The sequence below is a fragment of the Algoriphagus taiwanensis genome, assembly GCF_036245645.1.
Lineage (GTDB): Bacteria > Bacteroidota > Bacteroidia > Cytophagales > Cyclobacteriaceae > Algoriphagus > Algoriphagus taiwanensis.
Genome location: NZ_BTPE01000005.1, coordinates 259583 through 279367, shown reverse-complemented (window position 1 = coordinate 279367; position 19785 = coordinate 259583). Strand labels below are relative to the sequence as shown.

The 19785-nt window shown below is 43.5% G+C and carries 19 protein-coding genes; 11 read left to right on the top strand and 8 right to left on the bottom strand.

The genetic code is table 11. The features are described from left to right. Positions 1-105: 105 nt before the first annotated feature. Together AAA938_RS09335 and AAA938_RS09330 are read right to left on the bottom strand one after the other, a co-directional pair. A complete protein-coding gene (locus AAA938_RS09335) occupies positions 106-1608 on the bottom strand; it encodes a lipopolysaccharide biosynthesis protein (protein ID WP_338228416.1) in 1503 nt (500 codons plus the stop codon). Positions 1609-1623: 15 nt separating this feature from the next. Further along, positions 1624-2409, bottom strand: a complete 786-nt coding sequence (locus tag AAA938_RS09330; RefSeq protein WP_338228415.1) for an enoyl-CoA hydratase/isomerase family protein — start codon at positions 2407-2409, stop codon at positions 1624-1626. 211 nt (positions 2410-2620) lie between these two features. Between AAA938_RS09330 and AAA938_RS09325 the strand changes: the two genes are divergently transcribed. The 5 genes from AAA938_RS09325 (at position 2621) to AAA938_RS09305 (ending at position 9022) form a co-directional block, all read left to right on the top strand. Beyond that, positions 2621-4075: an NADP-dependent isocitrate dehydrogenase gene (locus tag AAA938_RS09325; protein WP_338228414.1), complete on the top strand. Its 1455-nt coding sequence runs from the start codon at positions 2621-2623 to the stop codon at positions 4073-4075. Between the two features lie 198 nt (positions 4076-4273). Then, complete coding sequence (locus AAA938_RS09320) at positions 4274-5563, top strand: glycosyltransferase family 4 protein (RefSeq protein WP_338228413.1); 1290 nt, start codon at positions 4274-4276, stop codon at positions 5561-5563. Further along, the gene (locus AAA938_RS09315) at positions 5544-6632 is read left to right on the top strand and encodes a DegT/DnrJ/EryC1/StrS family aminotransferase (RefSeq protein WP_338228412.1); all 1089 of its coding nucleotides are present in this window, start codon (positions 5544-5546) and stop codon (positions 6630-6632) included. The genes AAA938_RS09320 and AAA938_RS09315 overlap by 20 nt, the downstream gene beginning before the upstream one ends. A 45-nt stretch (positions 6633-6677) precedes the next feature. Further along, the gene (locus tag AAA938_RS09310) at positions 6678-7811 is read left to right on the top strand and encodes a DUF819 family protein (RefSeq protein ID WP_338228411.1); all 1134 of its coding nucleotides are present in this window, start codon (positions 6678-6680) and stop codon (positions 7809-7811) included. A 395-nt stretch (positions 7812-8206) separates the two neighbouring features. Further along, complete coding sequence (locus AAA938_RS09305; RefSeq protein ID WP_338228410.1) at positions 8207-9022, top strand: bile acid:sodium symporter family protein; 816 nt, start codon at positions 8207-8209, stop codon at positions 9020-9022. Here AAA938_RS09305 and AAA938_RS09300 read toward each other — a convergent pair. Genes AAA938_RS09300 through AAA938_RS09280 form a run of 5 tightly spaced genes read right to left on the bottom strand, consistent with a single transcriptional unit; the run spans position 9010 to position 12032 of the window. Next, complete coding sequence (locus AAA938_RS09300; protein WP_338228409.1) at positions 9010-9708, bottom strand: hypothetical protein; 699 nt, start codon at positions 9706-9708, stop codon at positions 9010-9012. The genes AAA938_RS09305 and AAA938_RS09300 overlap by 13 nt on opposite strands. After that, the gene (locus tag AAA938_RS09295; protein WP_338228408.1) at positions 9705-10328 is read right to left on the bottom strand and encodes a hypothetical protein; all 624 of its coding nucleotides are present in this window, start codon (positions 10326-10328) and stop codon (positions 9705-9707) included. Before AAA938_RS09295 ends, AAA938_RS09300 begins: the two co-directional genes overlap by 4 nt. After that, positions 10325-10984, bottom strand: coding sequence for a hypothetical protein (locus tag AAA938_RS09290; protein WP_338228407.1), 660 nt, complete (start codon positions 10982-10984; stop codon positions 10325-10327). Before AAA938_RS09290 ends, AAA938_RS09295 begins: the two co-directional genes overlap by 4 nt. After that, positions 10981-11673 (bottom strand): hypothetical protein, encoded by a 693-nt coding sequence (locus AAA938_RS09285; RefSeq protein ID WP_338228406.1) that lies wholly within the window; start codon positions 11671-11673, stop codon positions 10981-10983. Before AAA938_RS09285 ends, AAA938_RS09290 begins: the two co-directional genes overlap by 4 nt. 11 nt (positions 11674-11684) lie before the next feature. Next, complete coding sequence (locus tag AAA938_RS09280) at positions 11685-12032, bottom strand: PadR family transcriptional regulator (RefSeq protein WP_338228405.1); 348 nt, start codon at positions 12030-12032, stop codon at positions 11685-11687. A 90-nt stretch (positions 12033-12122) separates the two neighbouring features. Between AAA938_RS09280 and AAA938_RS09275 the strand changes: the two genes are divergently transcribed. The 6 genes from AAA938_RS09275 to AAA938_RS09250 all read left to right on the top strand — a co-directional run bounded on the left by AAA938_RS09275 (position 12123) and on the right by AAA938_RS09250 (position 18816). Beyond that, positions 12123-12635: a GNAT family N-acetyltransferase gene (locus AAA938_RS09275; RefSeq protein WP_338228404.1), complete on the top strand. Its 513-nt coding sequence runs from the start codon at positions 12123-12125 to the stop codon at positions 12633-12635. Between the two features lie 67 nt (positions 12636-12702). Further along, positions 12703-15078, top strand: coding sequence for a tetratricopeptide repeat protein (locus AAA938_RS09270; protein ID WP_338228403.1), 2376 nt, complete (start codon positions 12703-12705; stop codon positions 15076-15078). A 181-nt stretch (positions 15079-15259) separates the two neighbouring features. After that, positions 15260-16516, top strand: a complete 1257-nt coding sequence (locus AAA938_RS09265; protein ID WP_338228402.1) for an alkaline phosphatase family protein — start codon at positions 15260-15262, stop codon at positions 16514-16516. Next, on the top strand, positions 16513-16923 hold the full coding sequence (locus AAA938_RS09260) for a group III truncated hemoglobin (RefSeq protein ID WP_338228400.1): 411 nt from the start codon (positions 16513-16515) through the stop codon (positions 16921-16923). Before AAA938_RS09265 ends, AAA938_RS09260 begins: the two co-directional genes overlap by 4 nt. A gap of 94 nt (positions 16924-17017) precedes the next feature. Further along, positions 17018-18064 (top strand): hypothetical protein, encoded by a 1047-nt coding sequence (locus AAA938_RS09255; protein ID WP_338228399.1) that lies wholly within the window; start codon positions 17018-17020, stop codon positions 18062-18064. A gap of 434 nt (positions 18065-18498) precedes the next feature. Continuing rightward, on the top strand, positions 18499-18816 hold the full coding sequence (locus AAA938_RS09250; RefSeq protein ID WP_338228397.1) for a hypothetical protein: 318 nt from the start codon (positions 18499-18501) through the stop codon (positions 18814-18816). Here AAA938_RS09250 and AAA938_RS09245 read toward each other — a convergent pair. Continuing rightward, on the bottom strand, positions 18770-19726 hold the full coding sequence (locus tag AAA938_RS09245; protein ID WP_338228396.1) for a DUF1295 domain-containing protein: 957 nt from the start codon (positions 19724-19726) through the stop codon (positions 18770-18772). The two genes, AAA938_RS09250 and AAA938_RS09245, sit on opposite strands and share 47 nt — an antisense overlap. Between the last annotated feature and the right edge of the window lie 59 nt (positions 19727-19785).

Here is a 19785-nt window from a genome sequence, read left to right as displayed (position 1 = left end):
CAGCATCTAAGCACAAACATAATGCCTTTTGGTCAAAAAGGCTGGAAATTTCCCGTTTTCCCTAGGAAAAAAGGTCTTTCAATCAGGGGAATAAGAAATCAGAATTCAGCTTTTTCGGGAAGGGATAAATCTTTTCAATTCCTCTTTTTCCAGGAAAATAATCAATCCGGCAAATAGGACTAAAGGAAGGTTTTTCAAAAGAAGGTTCAGTAACCCGTTTTCCATTTCTATGAAAAATCCCAGATAACTCAGCCCAAATCCCAAAATAAGATACAATATGTCTCTGCCTAACTGATAGGGAATGGGATAGAACTTTTGCCCCCAATAAAAACAGAGCACGGTCATAGTCAGGTAGCAGGCCAAGGTACTCAATGCCCCTCCTAAATATCCCCAAATTGGTACGAGACCCACGATCACCCCAATGCTGATCGATGCCCCTATGAAAGTGATCCAAAAGCTGTATTTCGTCTGATCGGTCAGTTTGAACCAAATAGAAAGATTGAAATATACTCCCAACAACAGGTAGCCCATCAGCAGAATCGGAACAATGAAAAAGGCTGAGGAATAAACCGAACCTTTCAGAAACATCGGGCCTATCCAATACAAATTGACTGAGATGGCGATCATCAGGAGGCTGCAAAAAATGATAAAGGCATGCATGACCCTCGCATAGAGAAGCGGAGAGTTTTTGTCTTGGGATTCCCTGAAGAAAAAAGGCTCTGCGGCATATTTAAAAGCCTGAATAACCAGATTCATCAGAATGGCCAACTTAAAGTTGGCACCAAAAACTCCCGCGGCCTCTCGGCTGCTCAGCCCGGAATAGTAGTTTTCCGGAAGGATATATTCAAAAAGCAACCGGGACACCAGCTCATTGGTCACACCCGCCAGCCCCATGAACAGGAGCGGGAGTGAATAATTCCACATGGGTTTGAGTAGGCTCTTGTCCAATCCAAACGAGAAAAACCCAGCTCTCCACCAGACATAGGGGATTATCAATCCATTGGCCAGCAAATTGGATAGAAGTATGTATTCCACTCCCCAATTATCCTGTATTCCGAAGGCGCTTAGATCCCAGGAGTTGTTTTGGGATAGCCCCGGAAGCCAGACGATGAAGAACAAATTGAGTAGGACATTGAGAAGGATGTTGATCAGTTTGGCTCCTGCAAAGTCCAGAGCCTTATTATCCAGCCTAAGCTTGGCAAAGGGAATAGCCAGGATGGCGTCGAAGGAAAGAATAAGTGCAGTCCAGCGAAAAAGATAGGCCTTGCCGGGATAATTCATGACCTCTGCCAGCCAGGGAGCAAGCAAAAAGACCCCGGTCCCCAAGACTAAGGTAGAAAGGATCAAAAGAGATTGGGTACTTTGGTAAACCTTTGCAGGGTCTTGATTTTTTCCCGTGGAAAAGCGGAAAAAAGCGGTCTCCATCCCGTAGGTAAAAACAATATTCAAAAAACCGATCAGGGCATAAATTCCCGTAAAAGCCCCCAGGGATTCGGTATCCAGATAGGCCGTGTAGACTATGATCAGTAAAAAATTAATGGAACGGCCAAGAATACTGCTCAGGCCGTAGACCGCAGTCTGTCCTGCAAGTTTTTTGAGATTGCTCATGGGGAAGCTAGGAGCTTACTCCCCTTTGAAAACGGGCTTTCTTTTTTCCAAAAATGCAGAAGTACCTTCTTTGTAGTCGCCTGATTTGACACATCGGGCAAAGCTATTGGCCTCAGTTTGGTAACCGTTTTCTTCCGGGAGATATACAGCATTGACACAATCCACTATCATGCCAATTGCCAAAGGAGCCTTGCTCATGATTTTTCCCACAATATCTTCTGCTTTTGCCATAGCTTCAGCCTTAGTAGGCAGGACATGGTTGACCAATCCAAGACGAAGTGCTTCATTGGCATCCACCATGTCTCCTGTCATCATGAGCTCGTTGGCCTTTCCCCTTCCGATCAAATGGGTGAGTCTCTGTGTGCCTCCGTACCCGGGGATGATCCCAAGATTGACCTCGGGCTGACCGAATTTGGCATTGGCAGAAGCCACACGCATGTGACAGGCCATAGCTAATTCGCACCCTCCTCCGAGAGTAAAACCATTGGTGACTGCAACGACAGGCTTGTGGCAGTTTTCGATCATGGCGAAGATCTCCTGACCATTTTCTGCAAACTTCCGTGCATTGACTTCGTTGAGGTCGGCGATTTCACGGATATCCGCACCCGCCACAAAAGCTTTTTCACCAGCACCGGTGATGATCACTGCTTTGATGGATTTATTGTCAGCTACTTCTTCAAAGATGCTCTTGATTTCCTCGAGGGTAGCGTAGTTGAGTGCGTTGAGTTTGTCTTCTCTATTGATTGTGAGGTAGAGGACTCCGTTTTTTTCTTCGGTCAGGATGTTTACAAAATCTGCCATTGAAATAGGGGATGTTGGAAAACAAATATACAGTCAGGGGATTCAATGCCAAATCGAAGGGAAATATTTATCCAAAAACAATTAGGCGATAACTGGAAAGCTTTTGGAGTTTTATGCATTGGATAAAGGATATTCATGGAATTGGAAGGCCTCCTTCATGCATTTTTCCTTACTTTTGCGGCAGTTAATCCAAAACTAAACAACAACTTCTATGTCCTCCAAAAGAAAAATTACGGTTGCCTATGGTGATGGAATCGGCCCTGAAATCATGAAAGCCACTTTGGCGATCTTGGAAGCGGCCGGTGCTCAGCTGGAATACGATGTCATTGAGATCGGAGAAAAGGTCTATCTAAAAGGGATCAGTTCCGGGATGGAGCCTAGGGCTATCGAGTCACTTAGAGAGACTAAGGTCTTCCTCAAATCTCCAATCACAACCCCTCAGGGTGGGGGATTCAAGTCCCTAAACGTGACTACCCGTAAATCTTTTGGTCTGTACGCAAACGTGAGACCTTGCAAGGCTTATTCTCCATTTGTAAAAACTCACTTCCCGAAAACTGACCTGGTTATCATCCGGGAAAACGAGGAAGACCTCTACGCAGGTATCGAGCACAGACAAACTCAGGAAGTTTATCAGACTTTGAAACTGATCTCCGAGCCAGGATCGGAAAAAATCATCCGGTATGCCTTTGAATATGCCAAGAAATACGGCCGAAAGAAGGTGACCTGTATGACCAAGGACAATATTATGAAATTGGCCGACGGACACTTCCACAAGAAGTTTGACGAGGTAGCCAAAGAATATCCGGAAATCCAGACCGATCATAAAATCATCGATATCGGGACAGCACTTATCGCGGAAAGACCGGAAATTTTTGATGTGATTGTGACACTTAATCTATACGGAGATATCATTTCCGACGTGGCTGCACAGGTGACAGGTTCTGTTGGACTTGGAGGTTCTGCTAACGTAGGCGAGGAAGTAGCAATGTTTGAAGCAATCCACGGTTCCGCTCCGGACATTGCGGGAAAAGATATGGCAAACCCTTCCGGATTGCTCAATGGTGCCATCATGATGTTGGTTCATATCGGTCAGCCGGATATCGCAGAAAAGGTAGCCAATGCCTGGATGAAAACGTTGGAAGATGGGATCCATACCGGAGATATCTATCAGGAAGGCTTGTCTTCCAAGAAAGTGGGAACTCAGGAATTTGCTCAAGCGATCATCGATAGATTAGGACAAGAGCCTGCAAAAATGTCTCCTGTGACCTTCTCCAAAGAAGACACTGAGCCGATGAATATCAAGCTGACTTCAAAAACCAAAGCCAAGAAAGAATTGACCGGAGTCGATGTCTTTATTGATTGGGATGAGGAAGGAAGAGACCCGAATGTAATCGGAGATAGACTCAGACAAGCCAATGCCAACGGGCTGCAATTGCATCTGATCACTAACCGAGGCGTCAAGGTATTTCCTGAAGGTTTGAAAGAGACGTTCTGCACCGATCACTGGAGATGCCGATTCAAAACTGCCGACGGTTCACCGATTACCCATTGGGATGTTTTGGACTTGCTCAGACAGATCAAAGATTTGGGCTTTGATTTTATCAAAACGGAGCACCTCTACACCTTCGATGGAGTGAGAGGATACTCACTCGCTCAAGGGGAGTAAAGGGATTTGCGAACTTTGAATCACGATTTACGAGTTTTGTGAAAACCTTTGAGGTTTTTTAGGAACTCCAAGATTTGATAAAAAATATCGAACATCGAATTTAGAATGCTGAATAATGAAGTAAAGGGGAGAGGAAACTTTCCCCTTTCTTTTTGGTCTGTTTCTCCTAATTTCAAATCTCAAACTTCAAATCTACCAATGCTTCCTCGCGTTCTCATCATTACTTACTATTGGCCACCCAGTGGAGGTTCGGGAGTACAGCGTTGGCTGAAATTCGCCAAGTATCTTCCCGAGGCAGGATGGGAACCGGTGATTTTCACCCCGGAAAACCCCGATTTTGACTTGCAGGATCAAAGCCTTGAAAAGGAAATTCCCAAGCAGCTCGAGGTAATCAAGTTTCCCATTTGGGAGCCTTATCAGCTTTTTTCCAAGGTGAAAAGAAAATCCAAAACTCATCCCGGAAGACTTCTGGAGCAGAAGGAGAGAGGGGTTTTAGAGAAAATCGCCATTTGGGCGAGGGCAAATTTGCTGGTGCCTGACCCTAGAGTCTTTTGGGTAAAACCTTCCGTAAAGTTCCTGACAGATTTGGCAAAAGGCGGACAGTTTCAGGCAGTCATCACCACCGGTCCACCGCATAGCATGCACTTGATTGGGCGGGAGCTCAAGCGAAAAACAGGCTTGCCTTGGATTGCAGATTTTCGGGATCCTTGGTCAGAATGGGAGTTTTTGGATACGCTGCCAATGAGTAACAGAGTCAAATCAAGACACCGAAAGCTAGAGGAAGCTGTTCTCAAGGAAGCCAATGCGGTGACTACCATTTCACCGACTTTTCAGCGTGACTTGGAAAGACTGGCCCATAGAAAGATTCACTTGTTGACCAATGGGTTTGATCCCAAGGACATTCCGAATGGCTTTTCCACCAAGGAAAAACAGGCCGGAGTGCTTCATTTGGTTTATTCCGGAGTGATTGACTCTATCCGGAATCCCATTCCTCTGCTCAAAGCGATGAAAGAAGAGTCTATGGGTACGGAGGATCAGGTGCAGTTGACTTTTGTCGGCAAGGTGTCTGAGCAAGTCAGGGAATTTGTAGCTGAAGACAGATGGTTATCCGAGCGGATTAAATTCCCGGGTTATGTCAGTCACAGAGAGGTGTTTGGATTTTATGGGCAGGCAGATGCCTTGGTTTTGATTCTGACCGATACGAAAAATGCGAAAGGGAATATTCCCGGAAAACTTTTTGAATACATGGCGACAGGAACCCCGATTTTGGCTTTGGGTGATCCTGAGGGGGATTCTGCTCAGCTAATTCAGGAAGCAAAAGCTGGAAAAGTAATCCGCCATGAGGATTTTGTCGGGATTCAGGTTGCATTGAGGGAACTAATGGATGCTGGAAATGAAAAGAAAGATACAGCCGACTTGGATCGGTTTTCTAGAAAATTCCTCACATTTGATTTAGCCAAAATTCTCAATGAACATACCCTTTCTTGATCTCAGTCGGATGGATGAAAGTCTCAAAAAGAGACTGAAAGAGCGTTTTTCGACGGTTCTGGAAGCCGGGATATTTTCTGGGGGAAAAGAGGTTGAGACTTTTGAAAAGTCGGTTTCGGGATTTTTAAGGTCAGCCTATTCCATTGCCTGCGCCAATGGGACCGATGCTTTGGAATTAGCCCTTCGAGGGTTGGAAATCGGCCCCGGAGATGAGGTAATTGTGCCGGCTTTGACCTGGGTGTCCACAGCCGAGGCGGTGGTGATGGTCGGAGCCAAACCTGTTTTTTGGGATACAGATGAAAATGGTTTGCTCAGAGAGGATTGGGAGAAGGTCATCACTCCAAAAACCAAAGCTGTGATTCCTGTCCATCTTTATGGAAAGATGGTGGACATGAAGTCACTCATGGAAAAAGCCAAAAGGCATCACCTGTTTGTTATCGAAGATGCCGCTCAGGCTTTTGGAGCCTTTCAGAATGGAAAAGCAGCCGGAACTTGGGGCGAGGTGGGTTGCCTGAGTTTTTATCCCACCAAAAATCTGGGAGCTCTTGGAGAAGCAGGGATGTGCCTGACTCAAAATTCGGAACTGTCGACAAAAATCAGATTGCTGCTTAATCATGGACAGCCTTTGCGCGACCAGCATGAACTGATCGGGAGAAACAGTCGAATCGATACACTGCAAGTGGCCTTTTTGAATGTGATGTTAGAGGATTTTCTACTCAATCAAAAAATGAGAAAAAGGATAGCGGAGAAATATCTGACAGCATTATCCGACATTCCAGAACTCACATTGCCATCCGGTATTTTGGAGGAAGATCACAATGCGCATCTATTTGTGATTCAGACGGAAAAGAGAAATGAGCTAAAAGATTTTTTGACCCAAAAAGGGATAGGGACGGCCATCCATTATCCAACGATCTTACCAGAGATGAAGGCTTTTTCCCAAGCCGGAGAATTTGATAATTCCAGAATCTTGGTTCATAGGGGGCTTTCATTGCCTATGAATTCCTATTTGAAAAAGGAAGAAGTGAGCTTAATTATCGATACGGTCCATAGTTTTTTTGGTGCTTAGGATATTTTGCCAAATCCTTTCTGATATTTTTTCTATTTTCCATCCATGACCTTCACGCAAGAGCCCATCTTTATTGCAGGCACGCTCTGTATTGCTGTCTTTTTTGCCAACTGGCTCACTCGATTTCCATGGGGGAGGACGGTCGGAACCCCGATTTGGGTGATTTTGATTTGTGCTTTGTTGTCCAATCTTGCAGTCATACCCAGTGCGATGGAAGGTAATCCGGTTTATGATGGGGTGTTTATTTATCTGGCACCCTTAGGGATTTTTATAGCCTTGCTGGAAGTGGATCTGAAAAGTTTGAAAAATGCCGGCTTGCCACTTTTGGGGATGTTTTTATTGGGTTCGGCCGCGACTGTGGTTGGAGTTCTTGCTTCCTGGTTTTTGGTCAATCCAGAGGTGAAAATCGGAGAATTGGCACCGGCTGTAGCGGGGATGTTTACCGGAACCTATATCGGTGGCTCGATTAATTTCAATGCTGTCGCCCTACACTACAAGGTTAATGAAGCGGGAAATCTCTTTGCCGCCACCACGGTGGTGGATAATCTGATCGGAACCCCCTGGATTATTGCCACCTTGATTTTGCCCAAGTATTTGCAGAAGCTCTTCCCAAGAAAGAAGCTGGCTTCCGCCCAAAGTGGGGAGAAAATTCAATCCATTGAGCATATATCCATTTCTTCCTTGGCTTCCATTCTGGCTTTGGGCTTATTGGGCATGGCGATCAGCAAAGTATTGGTGGGGTGGTTTCCCGAAGTCCCGGAAATCATCTTTCTCACCACTTTGGCTTTGATTCTGGCTCAATTTCCATCTGTGCAACAGCTTTATGGAAAGCAAACGCTGGGCTTCTTCTTTATTCTGATTTTCCTTGCAGTGATTGGTACCCTCTGTGATTTTGGAGCTTTGGCCGAAATGGGCGAGTTGGCCGGGACGCTGATGTTGTTTGTGGGGCTTTTGGTGCTGATTCATGGCATAGTTTTATTTGGGATTGGTGCTCTGCTGAAGATGGATTGGGATGTGCTGGCCGTAGCTTCTCAGGCCAATGTGGGTGGAAATACCACGGCTTTGGCGGCGGCTGAAAGTTTGAATCGGCCCGATTTATTGATTCCAGGAGTGCTGGTGGGGAGTTTGGGAAATGCGCTGGGAACGTATGTGGGCTTTGCGGTGGCAGGGTTTCTTTGAAGTATCTATTATCAGGTATCTAGAATCAAGAAGCAAGAGACAAGAGGCAAGAAGGTTCAATTTCCAATGACCAAACTCAATGATCAATCATCAAGCTTGGATAACTGATAATTCAATAACCAATTCACCAATAACTCAATAACCAATTTCCAATGAGCAATTTTCAATTCTCAAGGCTAGCCAAAATTACCAATAACCAATAACTCAATAACCGATTTTCAATTTCCAATGAACAATTTTCAAGGAGATGGAAATTCAGTTTATAAAAACCAATAACTAATAACTAATTCCCAATAACTCAATAACCAATAACCAAATAACCCAATCCCAAAATCCCATGGAATCCAACGTACTTACTGAGCTTTTTCTCCCTTTGGCATTGGCAGTCATCATGTTTGGGATGGGGCTTAGCCTTCACCCCGGCTGATTTCAAGCGGATTTTGATTTATCCCAAAGCCGTGACCCTGGGCTTGTTTAATCAGCTGATTTTGCTTCCGGTTATTGCTTTTTTTCTCGCCAAAGCATTTCAGCTTTCGCCGGAACTTGCCGTGGGTTTGATGATTTTGGCTGCTTGCCCCGGGGGAGCGACTTCCAATCTGATCACGCATTTAGCCAAGGGAGATTCAGCCCTTTCGATCACTTTGACTGCTTTTTCTTCCCTAATTACCGTGATGACCATTCCTTTTATCGTCAATTTTTCTATCGGCTATTTTATTCCCGGAGGGGAGCAGCCTCAACTCGAGATTCTCGGGACAGTGGTCGCTGTATTGGCCATCACCATTATTCCTGTGGCGATTGGGATGTTGGTATTGAAAAAAGCTCCCGAACTGGCCAAACGGTGGGATGCCCCATTTCGAAAGATTTCTGCTGTGTTTTTTGTGATCATCATCATCGCCGCCATACTCAAAGAAAAGGATAATCTGGTGCAGTTTTTCATCGAAGCAGGACCTGCTTCCCTGGCCTTGAATCTGGCTACTTTAGGATTGGGGTATGGTCTGGCCAAGTTTGCCGGACTAAATTTTCGCCAAAGCCTCACCATTGCTGTGGAGTCAGGAATTCAAAACGGAACCTTGGGAATCACTATCGCTGCCACGCTGATTGTCAATTCGGTAATGACGATTCCTTCGGCGATTTATAGCCTGATCATGTTTGGGACAGCAGCTGCAGTGATTTTCTGGGGGAATAAAAAGAGCAAGACTCAGGCCTCGTAAATCGCCTTGAGTCGTTGGGTTTCATCGGCTGCTTCCTGGATGATTTGGGGCAAAAGAAAAAGGGAGACCCAGGATATCAGCAATGCAGAAATGGTAATCCAAGCCATGATTCCCTGAAAGTTCAATTCCATGGGAATTTCCGGGCCCCTCAAAAAACGCATTCCCTGAACCGAGATTTGGATGATCAAGTTGAACCCTCCAAAGAAATTCAGGCCATGCTTGAATGTCGCGTAGTTTTTAAAGTTTTTCCCTACTCGATGGAAGTAAATCAAGAAAAAAACCATTGAAATCATCAGCCCTATCACTGCCCAACCCGGCGCAGTCAGCTTCTCGCCAAATAGGGTAAAGTTTTGGCTGATCAAATGAAAAATCCAAGCTAGCAAAATCAGGTAAATCACCCGATAGGAAGTCAATAAGCTTTTCAAACTTGCCCAATATCGGTTCCAAAACTTCTTTCGGATGCTTTCCCGATAGGAATCAGCCAAGTCGGCAAAGCCAAAAATGCCGAATTCAGCATGGGTTTTTCGAAAGGCATCATCCAAACTCAATTTTGGGTTTTCCTCCAAAAGAACTTCTATCCGGCATGCTACATGATCCAGAATCTCATACTGCACGTCGACCTCTTCATAGCCTTTGAAAGAGATCAGTTTCTTGAGCGTGGTGATTTGATCGGGAGAAAGTTTCATTGCCATTGGAGTTTGCGGAATTGGCGGAAGAGGTTGGTGTAGCCCGAGCAAAGGATAAAGGAGAAACAGGCTGTCATGAAAAACAAAAGCTGCTGGATATTTGCCCCGGTCCAAGTCAACCATTCCAGTCGGAGAAAGAACTGGGAAAGGGAGGCGATCAGGAATAAGACATTTGCCGAAGTCAATACCCGGGAATTGCTGAGGTATTTGTTTTTCCAAAGTCCCAAAAAGAACCCGCTGTAGCAGGCGATCAAAAAGGCGGTTTTAAGTACTGTTTCGGCAAACTCAGGGGTATTTTTTGAAAAGAGGTTGATGAAAGTACCGATTACAAGGGTCATTGCAAGGGTTTTGACTAGGACGCCTAGGTTGGCCAAATTGCCCAGAAACTCACGGAAGGAGTTGGCATGAGCTTGCATCAACAGCTGCCGCTGGAATTTTCCCGGATTGATTTCGGTAAGCGACTTTTGAAGCAAATCTTCGAAATCTTCCTCATTTTGGAGCCCGTTCTCAATTTTGCAGGCGATATGATCGGTCAGTTCAGCACGGATGTCGGTGTAATAGACTTGGCTGGAGCTGATTTTTTGGTTGATTTGGGCGATTTGATCAGAAGAAAGTTTCATTCGGATTTCAGTTTTCGGTCAAAAGTGATTTTGACCAGTGAAAAAAGGTAGAGTGAGAACAAGGTTATGATTATTCCTAAAATGATTTGGGAGGTGTTGAAATTAGCATCTTCTGAACTCAGCTTTGTTCCAAAATGAATCCATGAAAGGAGTCCAAAACTAAATCCCATCCTAGAAAAAACTCCCACATCAAAGCTTTTTAACGGTTTATGTCGTGTGATTGATAAGTTGAAAAAGTTTTTTACCCCGAGGATAGACCAAATGCCTAGAATTACGGCAGCAGCAAGGATCGCAGTTGTAAACATCAGGCCAGTTACTCCAAAATTCACAAAGGCTAGCATCAAAAATCCTATCCATGCTGCGTAGACTAAATTTTCTTTAAAGCTAAGGTTCCAAAATTTCAGAGAATCAAATTGTAATTGGCCAATCTGCCGGTTGGTTGCCCTTCGAAGTTCCTTTTCCATCTTTTTTACCACCGACCAGGCAAAGGTCTCATTGAGTTGTTGAAAAGTAGAGTCAAACTCCTCCGCTGACTTTTTCTCCAACTCGGTGAAATAATGATCCCGAATCTCGTGATGGATTTCGAGATATTGGATTTTTAGGCTTGCTAGCCGCTGATCGATTCGGGCGATTTCTTGAGGTGAAAGTGTTCTCATAGCAAAGCGGTTTTGGATTTGATTTTCCAGGCTTCGTAAGCGGAAAAGGAAATGACGGAAATAAAAAATGCTATAAAAACCAAAATCAGGAAAAGGGTTTGATTGCTTATCCCAAGGTTTAAATCAAATATCCTAGGAGCGAAAATGAGAAGATTAAATACTGAGATGGGAGTTCCGATTGCTACACTTAAGCTGTTTGATTCAGCAGAATTTAGCCATAAACCTGTCGATTTGAAGTTGAAAATGGTTCGAAGGCCTTTATATTTTTTTCTAGCCGAAAAAATAAGATAGAAGTTAAACACTTGAATGATAATTATTAGTGGAATAATGGTTGAAAATGAAAAGACCTTAGGGGTGAGCAGTTGACCTAAAGAAAAAAGAACACCAAAGAAAATCGCTGTGGAAAGAATTTTAGGCCAGGTAAAATAGCTTTTGATCAGTTTCCACTGTAGGCTTCGGATGGATTTATTGACATTTTTGCTGAATTCATCCTGTAAAGTACGGCAATAAGGATAGGTCCATTTCGATTCCAAATTGGCCAATTCATTTTTGAATTCGGCCTCAGGAAATCCCTCCAAATGACTGATATAGTGGTCATAGATCTCCGCCAAAACTTCCAAAACTGAGATTTCTTTAGCAATGATGGCTGTTTGTACCAGCTTAAGTTCTTGTTCAGTGAGTTTTCTCATCTCTCAAAAAGTTAAAATCCCAAATCCGGCTTCAATCCCGGATTGATAATCCGCTGCATATTTTCTACAAAGGCCTGTAGCTCTGCCAGCTTGGAGCTCACTTCCTTTTGTCCGTCCTTGGTTAGGCTGTAGTATTTCCGCACCCGATTGTCCACCTGCTGGATTTCGGTGGTAAGAAGCCCCTCGGCTTCCAGCTTATGCAAGGCAGGGTAGAGGGCACCTTCAGTGATTTTGATCTCCCCGGCCGTGAGTTCCTTCACTTTTTGAGTGATTTCGTAGCCATACATCTTTTCATTTTCCTCCAGTAGCTTGAGGATAATGGTTTGAAGACTACCTTTGACCAGTGCGTTGCTCGACATGATGTTAAGTTTGATTCGAATATATCAAAATCTTACATACATAAGAAACTGATGTATGTGGATTTTTTGAAAAAATATCTTCTTTCCTCCATGATTTTGATCCGAAAAGCAAAAGAAACTGATCTTGAAAACCTCCTTCAGGTGGCTCAAACGGCTTTTATTCAGGCTTTTACCGCTGGGAATAAACCCGAAAATGTGAAAGCCTACTTGGAGGAGGCGTTCACCTTAGCTCAGTTTGAAAAAGAATTCGCCCATCCTGCTTCCACTTTTTTTGTGGCAGAACTGGAAGGTGAAATCATCGGCTACACCAAAGTCAATCAGGTTCCAGCCCAGACGGATATTCATGATCCAGAAAGCATGGAAATCGCCAGACTGTATGTCTTGGAGGAGCATTTGGGAAGTGGATTGGGAAAAAAACTGTTGGATACAGCCATCGACTTTGCGAAGCAAAACAGGAAAAAATACCTCTGGCTAGGCGTGTGGGAGCACAATCCCCGTGCGATTCGATTTTATGAGAAAAACGGGTTACGGATTTTCGGAAGTCATCCTTTCCCTTTTGGGGATGAAATCCAAACCGATTATCTGATGCGGATAGATTTCTGAAAATTGCCAAGATTCTTTTCATATCTGGTCGATCTGGCTATTTTGGGAGACTTTTGACTTCTTCTATATGAAAATCAAACCTTGGATTTGGATTGTATTAGTCGCTCTGTTAGGTACTGCGGTCTACATTCAGTCTGTCGATTTTGACTACACCCTCGATGATGGCCTTTATGCAAAAAGTAACAGAGTTACTACGAAAGGCATGGAAAATTGGACTGAGGTGTTCAAATATGGGTCTATGAATTTCATCGAAATCAGCCCAACGAATACTGGTATTTACCGGCCATTCACCCTGCTTACTTTTGCCATAGAAAACGAATTGGTTGGTGAGTTTAACCCTGCTGTCAGCCATGCAATCAATTTACTTCTCTATTTTGGTTTGTTGGTGATAATTGGTTTCCTGCTTGAAGGCATCTCAAAGGTCAAAAATCTTCCCAGCCTTTTTCCCTTGCTCGTTTTACTCCTCTTTGCCCTTCATCCTCTGCATGTAGAGGTAGTTGCCTCTGCCAAAAGCCGGGATACTCTTTTATCGGCTGTTTTTGCTTTTGGTGCAATTCTTATTTGGTGGAAGTATCAAGGCCAACTAAAATCCTATCATTGGGGGGTAATTTTGATCCTTTATTTTCTGTCACTTATTTCCAAGGAGGAAAGTATACCCCTTATTGCTTTGGTGGGACTGCTTGCCTATTTTTTTCAGGGGAAAAATGTCCCTCAGGCCATCTATTCTGCTTTGCCTTTTGCCGGGACGGCAGCAGTTTACCTGATTATTCGATCCATGATATTGGATTCGGCAGGATCTGTATATGACTCTTATATCAATAGTGTCATGTATATGGCTGATGGCTCAGAGCGTTTGGCAACTAATTTTTATATCTACCTGCAGTACGTGAAATTGCTTTTTTTTCCTCATCCCCTTTCTTGGGATTATTCATTTAGCCAGTTGACGGTTCAAAACTTTACCAACCCGATCGTTTGGATCAGTATTATATTTTTCGGAAGCTTAATCTATCTAGCTTTTAAGGGATTCAAAAGCCGGAGTATGTTGAGCTTTGGTCTGATTTTCTACTTTGCTACTTTTTCCATTTTTGCCAATCTGGTTCCAGCTTTGACAATCGGGTCAAATATGGGAGAACGATTCATGTTTGTCCCTTCTCTTGCTTTTGCTTTTGTAGTTGTTTATTTGCTGTTTCAGTTAGGGCAAAAACTTTCTCCCCAAAAAAGCCCCCTCATTCCTTTGCTGATTTTGATTCCCTTATTGGCAGGATTCACCTGGAAAACATGGGATCGAACTCAGGTCTGGGAAAATAATCTTACGATCACAAGAGCAGATGTGATTTCTGCACCAAAAAGCTGGAGAACCCATACCTTTTATGCAGAGGAACTCCGACATATTGCAGGGGAATTGAAGAAAGAAAATCCAGACTCGGCCCAGACTTATTTTCAAGAAGCGAGAAAAGAGTATGAGATTATGTTTGGGATTTTGGGCAAGGAAATGCCTGTTTCTCAGTACTTGAGTACTTATGCAGAAGTATTGATCAATTTGGGGGACAGTACACAGGCTGTGGCAGTTTTGGAAGAAAACATTAAGAAGAACCCGAAGGCTTTTTATCCTCTTTTTCAGTTAGGAAGATTTGCTTTCGAAAGGGGGGATTTTGATGAAGCGGAAGCTCAATACTTGAAGGCTCTTCAGGCTGATTCTCCCAATTTGGGACCCCTCTATCGAAATCTTGGGCTCACTTACAGTCGAAAAGGGGAAAAAGAAAAGGCTGTAGAAGCTTTGGAGAAATCTCTAAAATACTGGGATGATATCCAGATTCGGAATGCTTTAGGTTTTCTCTATTCCGAGCTGGGACAGGCTGAAAAAGCAGCTCAATTTCTATCTACCGATAATGCCAATTCACCGGAAGATGTAGCCTTTATTCAGGCGGTCATGAAAGGAAATCAAGCATTGGGAAAAAGTGATTTCCGCACGGCCCTGGCTGAGTACCAAAAAATCCTGCCTATCTATGAGCAGGTAGATGGAAAGACTAAGTTCCCGACTTTCTATGCAGCTTATGCCAAATCCCTTCTGGAAACCGGGGATACGCTCAATGCCAAATCAAATTTCCTCATCGCGGCAAATGAAATGAAGTCAAATGACCCTGTTGTTTACACCAATTTGGGAACCATCGCATTCCTGAAAGACAGGGATTATGCACAGTCTGAGCGCTACTATAAGCAGGCCATCGATCTGAATCACCCTGATCTTTTCAGTTCGTATTCTAATTTGGGAATGGCACAGATAGCACTTCGGAAAGAAGCGGCCGCCGCGGAAAGTTTTGAACAAGCGCTTCAATACGGAAGCAGCAGGCCGGTTTTGGGCAATCTTTATCTGCTTTACAGATCTTTGGGCAATGTGGAAAAATCAGATTTTTACCTAAACAAACTCAATCAAGGAAATTAGTGCAGGATAGGGTAGAGATAGTATTTTGAATTTGGATTGGTCTTATCCGATGATTGATCTTGGTCCGAGGCCTCGGGCTTGATTACCCTAAGATTCCCCCTGACCTTGGAATATTACCTGATGAATTGAGCTTAAGCATGAATTCTGGCTAAATTTGGGCAAGTAAAAACCTATTTTGGAAATGAATTCTGCCGCCATGAAAAAAAGTCTGTTGCTTGTTGCCTTATTTTTTCTTTTTACCACTTTTGCCAAGTCACAGTCCGGTGATCCCACGGTGATTTTGATCTCTCTTGATGGCTTTCGATACGATTACGTGGAGCGATTCAAGCCGGAGAATATCTCCAGATTTATCTCAGAAGGGACTCAGGCCCAATCCATGGTATCCTCCTTTCCTTCCAAGACCTTTCCCAATCACTACACCATTGCCACCGGCATGCGCCCTGAGCGGCACGGAATCGTGGACAACACCTTTTACGATCCGGAAAAAGATGAGGTCTACGCAATCGGAAAGCGGGAACTGGTGACAGATGGAACTTGGTACGGAGGCACTCCGCTTTGGGTGCTCGCGGAGAAAAATGGGGTCAAAGCAGCCAGTTATTTTTTTGTGGGCTCAGAGGCTGCCATTCAGGGAATAAGGCCCAGCTACTACTACGATTACGACGGGCGGGTGAACAATCTGACCCGGATTTCCAAAGCATTTGAGTGGCTTCAGATGCCTGACTCTCTTCGGCCAAGAATGATTACCATGTATTTCTCAGACATGGATGATATTGGACACCGGTATGGACCAAGCAACGAAGAGCAAATCGGCAATCGTCTGAAAAAGCTGGATGCCGAACTAGGAGCCCTATTTGAAGGAGTGAAAAGTCTGGATTTGGAGGTAAACATCATCATCGTGTCAGATCACGGGATGGTCGATGTGACGATGGAAAACCGGATTCTTCTGGATCAGATTGTCGAGGGTATAGACGCCCGAATTGTCAATAGCGGGGCTTTGGCTCATTTGTATTTGAATAATCCTTCCGAAAAAGAAGCTGCCAAACAGAAGCTTAATGCAAAAAAAGGCCAATTCAAAATCGTCGATCCTGTTGATTTGGAATACTATGGAGACCTTTCCACCCATGCCGACCGGATTGGAGATTTGATCATTTTGGCCGACTTGGGCTATTACCTTGCCAATGATCAAGGTTATCTCAGTGTGGTCGCGAGAAGGATGCGGATGGATGGTTCTACTGCACGAGGGGAGCACGGTTTTGACCCTAAAGCAAAAGAAATGCATGCGATCTTTTATGCGAAAGGCCCTCAAATCAAATCGGGCTTGACCATTGATTCTTTTGATAATATTCATGTGTATCCCCTGATTTGTCAAATCCTGGGTTTGCCGATCCCGAAAGATATTGATGGAAAGCTGGAAGTGCTTCAACCCATCCTGAAATGAACAGAGTCCCAATTCAATCTCGAAAGGAAGTCGATTTTTTGGTGAGGAGGTTTTATGAGAAAGTTCGTGAGCATGAGCTTTTAGGGCCGATTTTCAATCAAATCGTGGAGGATTGGGATCATCACTTGGTGCACCTTTCGGATTTTTGGGAAATGATCCTTCTGCAGACTGGACCCGGCCGGGGCAAATTCAATCCTACAAAAGTGCATCGGGAAGTGGATGCGGAAGTAAATCATACGATTGACCAGGTTCATTTTGGAAATTGGCTGGAGTTGTGGTTTGCTACACTAGATAGGTATTTCGAGGGAGAAGTGGCAGAATACGCCAAAGAACACGCCCGAAGGATGGCCCATATGCTTTTTATGAGAATTTGGGAAGCAAGGCATTCTGCTTCATCCCATGGTTAAGAATAAAATAAGACCATAAACAGGCAAAAATGCATTTTGTGAAAAAGAAGGATAAAATTCCTAACTTTTACAGGTGATCCTATTCTACCAACCCATGCATGTACCTCGAAGTCTACAGATTTTATTCTCCGTTTTCTTTTTATTCTTTTCAACTCAATTGCTGATTGCCCAAGATGAAAATCGGCTTTTCGATTCTGAGGAAGTCTTGGAAATGGAAATGTCGATTTCTATCAAAAAGCTGAGATCGGATACCAATGATTCCACTTTTATTACCCAGGATATTGCTGTAAAAGAAAATGGCGCATGGGAAAATTATCCATTTGAGATCCGAACCCGCGGAAACTTTCGGTTGGACAATTGTTATTATCCGCCTACTCGGATACGGATGGCAAAAGATGACGCCAAAGGATCCATTTTTCAGGGGACTCGAAAGTTGAAGTTGGTACTTCCCTGTTCCAAGGGAAAAAATTCTGGTAATTACGTAGGCAAGGAATATCTGGCTTACAAGATGTATGAATTGGTCACCGGTTATTATTTCAGGACCCGGTTGGTCAAAATGAGTTTAACCAATTTGGATGATAAAAAAGGTGAGCAGGAAGAGTTATTGGGTTTTGTGATAGAAGATGACGACGATGTGGCCCAGCGCTTTGATGCAGAGATTTCTGATAAAAAAATTCCGCCAAATATCATGGAAGATACGGCTACTGTCATTCATGACTTTTACCAGATGATGATCGGCAATACTGATTGGTCGGGTCTTTATCAGCATAATCAGAAAGTCATGATCGTAGCTCAGAAAACTATCTATCCACTCGCCTATGATTTTGACATGTGTGGATTGGTCAATCCCCCCTATGCCCAGGTCAATTCGGCTGTTCCTATCAGTAAAGTGACCGAAAGACTTTACCGGGGATTTTGTAGAGATGAAGCCCTTTTTGAATATGTTAGGCAGCATTTTTTGGAAAAAGAGTCAGACCTTATGGGTTTGATAGACAAGTATCAGGACCTATACACCCCTGCGGATTTGAAGTCGATGAATTCTTTCATTTCAGAGTTTTTTGTGATTCTCAAATCCGATAAGCTATTCAAAGACAGAATAGTCGACTCATGTCGAAATCTTGACGGAAGTTATTCCTTCTGATATTTGGCTAAGACTATTCCTTTTGGTTCCCTCCTAAGAAAGAAGTTATTAAAACATGAATCTGCTGGATTTGCAAAAAATACTAAAAATCGAATCCGGAATATTAGAATTAGTAATTATTGCAAAAAGCTAATTCCTGTTTAGCTAATATTGATTTTCCTTTTCTTGTCTATTTGCCAACTTTAAAAGGCAATGGAAAGGAAATTAACGGGGTGATTACCATTTGTTTATTTTTGTTTTTTTTTGATTAACCGAACCACTTTTGGCTATTTACTTTTTATCCTTTCCCTGCTTAATCCGGATAGAACCTCTACATCGTAGTTTCTAGAAAAAAATGAAAGGCTGCCTCGGTTTTCATAGTTTCAAGTAGGATGATTTCATATCAGGTCACTTTTCAAAAAGCTAATTAAAGCGCTCAAAGAATTATTTTACTTATGAAAAAGTACTTCCATCATTCAAAAATCATGGTATCTGTCTTCAAGGAATTTGGTATTTCCCTGATTGGACCAAAGAAGTCGAGGATCTTTTACTCGGAGATTGATGTAGATCGATTTTATGTTGAAGGGGTGTTATTTGAATTGGAAACCCGATTGGGAATAGTACTGGATGAAAGGGAAAGTAAAGACCTTCAGTCTCCATTAGACATAATTCTGTGCTTCAAAAATAAACTGGAAAACCTCAATGCCGCTGGAAAACGACTTGATCTCAAGCACTCGGAGCTGGACTATTCGCGTTTTCAGGTTTCAGTTTAGGAATAAACCGAGGGACCCTTCTTTGATAATCTGGGTATTCAGGATACTTGGAAGCACTGATTTCTTCGCTGAAGTTGGAGCTTCCCTGGAAGAGAATCAATAACAACATGGCTCCTACGATGGACCAGTTGATCCAAAGTCCTGAAACCACCACCGAAAAGAAGTAAAAGCATACCCAGATTCCCTGTTCACCCAGATAGTTGGGATGTCGCGAAATCGCCCAAAGGCCCTTGTCTAAAAAGCCTTTGGCGAAGTCTCCATGCAGCAACTTTCCTTCACGGATCAATCTCCATTTTTCATTTTGGTATTTCCAATGCTGCTCATCTGCAACCATTTCAAGCACCAGGAAAAAGACTACTCCAGAAGCCACGACCAAATCCCAAATACCAAGCGGTGCTCCGTCAAATTGCAAAGTCACCAACATAGGTAAGGTAAAAAGCAAAATCAGGATGTTTTGGTAGCCTGAAATGAAAAACAAGTTGAAAAGGGCCCATTTCCAGCGGGGTTGGAATTCCGGTTTCTTCCTCAAAATCTTCCATCTGTAATCTTCCTCTCCTTCCCAAAATTTCCATCTGTAGGCACCTTTTCGCGCAAAATTGTAAGTCAATCTGACTCCCCAAGCGGTCACCAACGAGGCCATCAAGATCATTCTAGGACTAAAATCTCCATAGTAAGCCATTACCCAGGCGTAGATGATGGGTAGGATGCTCCAGTATTTGTCTACTTGGCTGTTGTTTTGGGTGAGTTCACCGACAATAAAGCAATAGGAGATAGAAAACCCACAGATATACATCAGCACCTCCAATGCCTCCCATTCTCTTTCTCCCAGAGGTATTCCAAAAAAGTAGGTGAAGATTGGAACAACCAAAAGAGTGAAGATTAAAATGATGGCGGTTTGGAGGATTTTCATGCAACTGGGATTTTTGATGAAAATAAGTTAAAACCAAAAAAATACAAATTGCCGGAAAA

Excerpts from the sequence above, each read along its gene's own strand:
- AAA938_RS09335 (WP_338228416.1), bottom strand. The coding sequence starts at position 1,608 with ATGAGCAATCTCAAAAAACTTGCAGGACAGACTGCGGTCTACGGCCTG.
- AAA938_RS09330 (WP_338228415.1), bottom strand. The coding sequence starts at position 2,409 with ATGGCAGATTTTGTAAACATCCTGACCGAAGAAAAAAACGGAGTCCTC.
- AAA938_RS09325 (WP_338228414.1), top strand. The coding sequence starts at position 2,621 with ATGTCCTCCAAAAGAAAAATTACGGTTGCCTATGGTGATGGAATCGGC.
- AAA938_RS09320 (WP_338228413.1), top strand. The coding sequence starts at position 4,274 with ATGCTTCCTCGCGTTCTCATCATTACTTACTATTGGCCACCCAGTGGA.
- AAA938_RS09315 (WP_338228412.1), top strand. The coding sequence starts at position 5,544 with ATGAACATACCCTTTCTTGATCTCAGTCGGATGGATGAAAGTCTCAAA.
- AAA938_RS09310 (WP_338228411.1), top strand. The coding sequence starts at position 6,678 with ATGACCTTCACGCAAGAGCCCATCTTTATTGCAGGCACGCTCTGTATT.
- AAA938_RS09300 (WP_338228409.1), bottom strand. The coding sequence starts at position 9,708 with ATGAAACTTTCTCCCGATCAAATCACCACGCTCAAGAAACTGATCTCT.
- AAA938_RS09295 (WP_338228408.1), bottom strand. The coding sequence starts at position 10,328 with ATGAAACTTTCTTCTGATCAAATCGCCCAAATCAACCAAAAAATCAGC.
- AAA938_RS09290 (WP_338228407.1), bottom strand. The coding sequence starts at position 10,984 with ATGAGAACACTTTCACCTCAAGAAATCGCCCGAATCGATCAGCGGCTA.
- AAA938_RS09285 (WP_338228406.1), bottom strand. The coding sequence starts at position 11,673 with ATGAGAAAACTCACTGAACAAGAACTTAAGCTGGTACAAACAGCCATC.
- AAA938_RS09280 (WP_338228405.1), bottom strand. The coding sequence starts at position 12,032 with ATGTCGAGCAACGCACTGGTCAAAGGTAGTCTTCAAACCATTATCCTC.
- AAA938_RS09275 (WP_338228404.1), top strand. The coding sequence starts at position 12,123 with ATGATTTTGATCCGAAAAGCAAAAGAAACTGATCTTGAAAACCTCCTT.
- AAA938_RS09270 (WP_338228403.1), top strand. The coding sequence starts at position 12,703 with ATGAAAATCAAACCTTGGATTTGGATTGTATTAGTCGCTCTGTTAGGT.
- AAA938_RS09265 (WP_338228402.1), top strand. The coding sequence starts at position 15,260 with ATGAATTCTGCCGCCATGAAAAAAAGTCTGTTGCTTGTTGCCTTATTT.
- AAA938_RS09260 (WP_338228400.1), top strand. The coding sequence starts at position 16,513 with ATGAACAGAGTCCCAATTCAATCTCGAAAGGAAGTCGATTTTTTGGTG.
- AAA938_RS09255 (WP_338228399.1), top strand. The coding sequence starts at position 17,018 with ATGCATGTACCTCGAAGTCTACAGATTTTATTCTCCGTTTTCTTTTTA.
- AAA938_RS09250 (WP_338228397.1), top strand. The coding sequence starts at position 18,499 with ATGAAAAAGTACTTCCATCATTCAAAAATCATGGTATCTGTCTTCAAG.
- AAA938_RS09245 (WP_338228396.1), bottom strand. The coding sequence starts at position 19,726 with ATGAAAATCCTCCAAACCGCCATCATTTTAATCTTCACTCTTTTGGTT.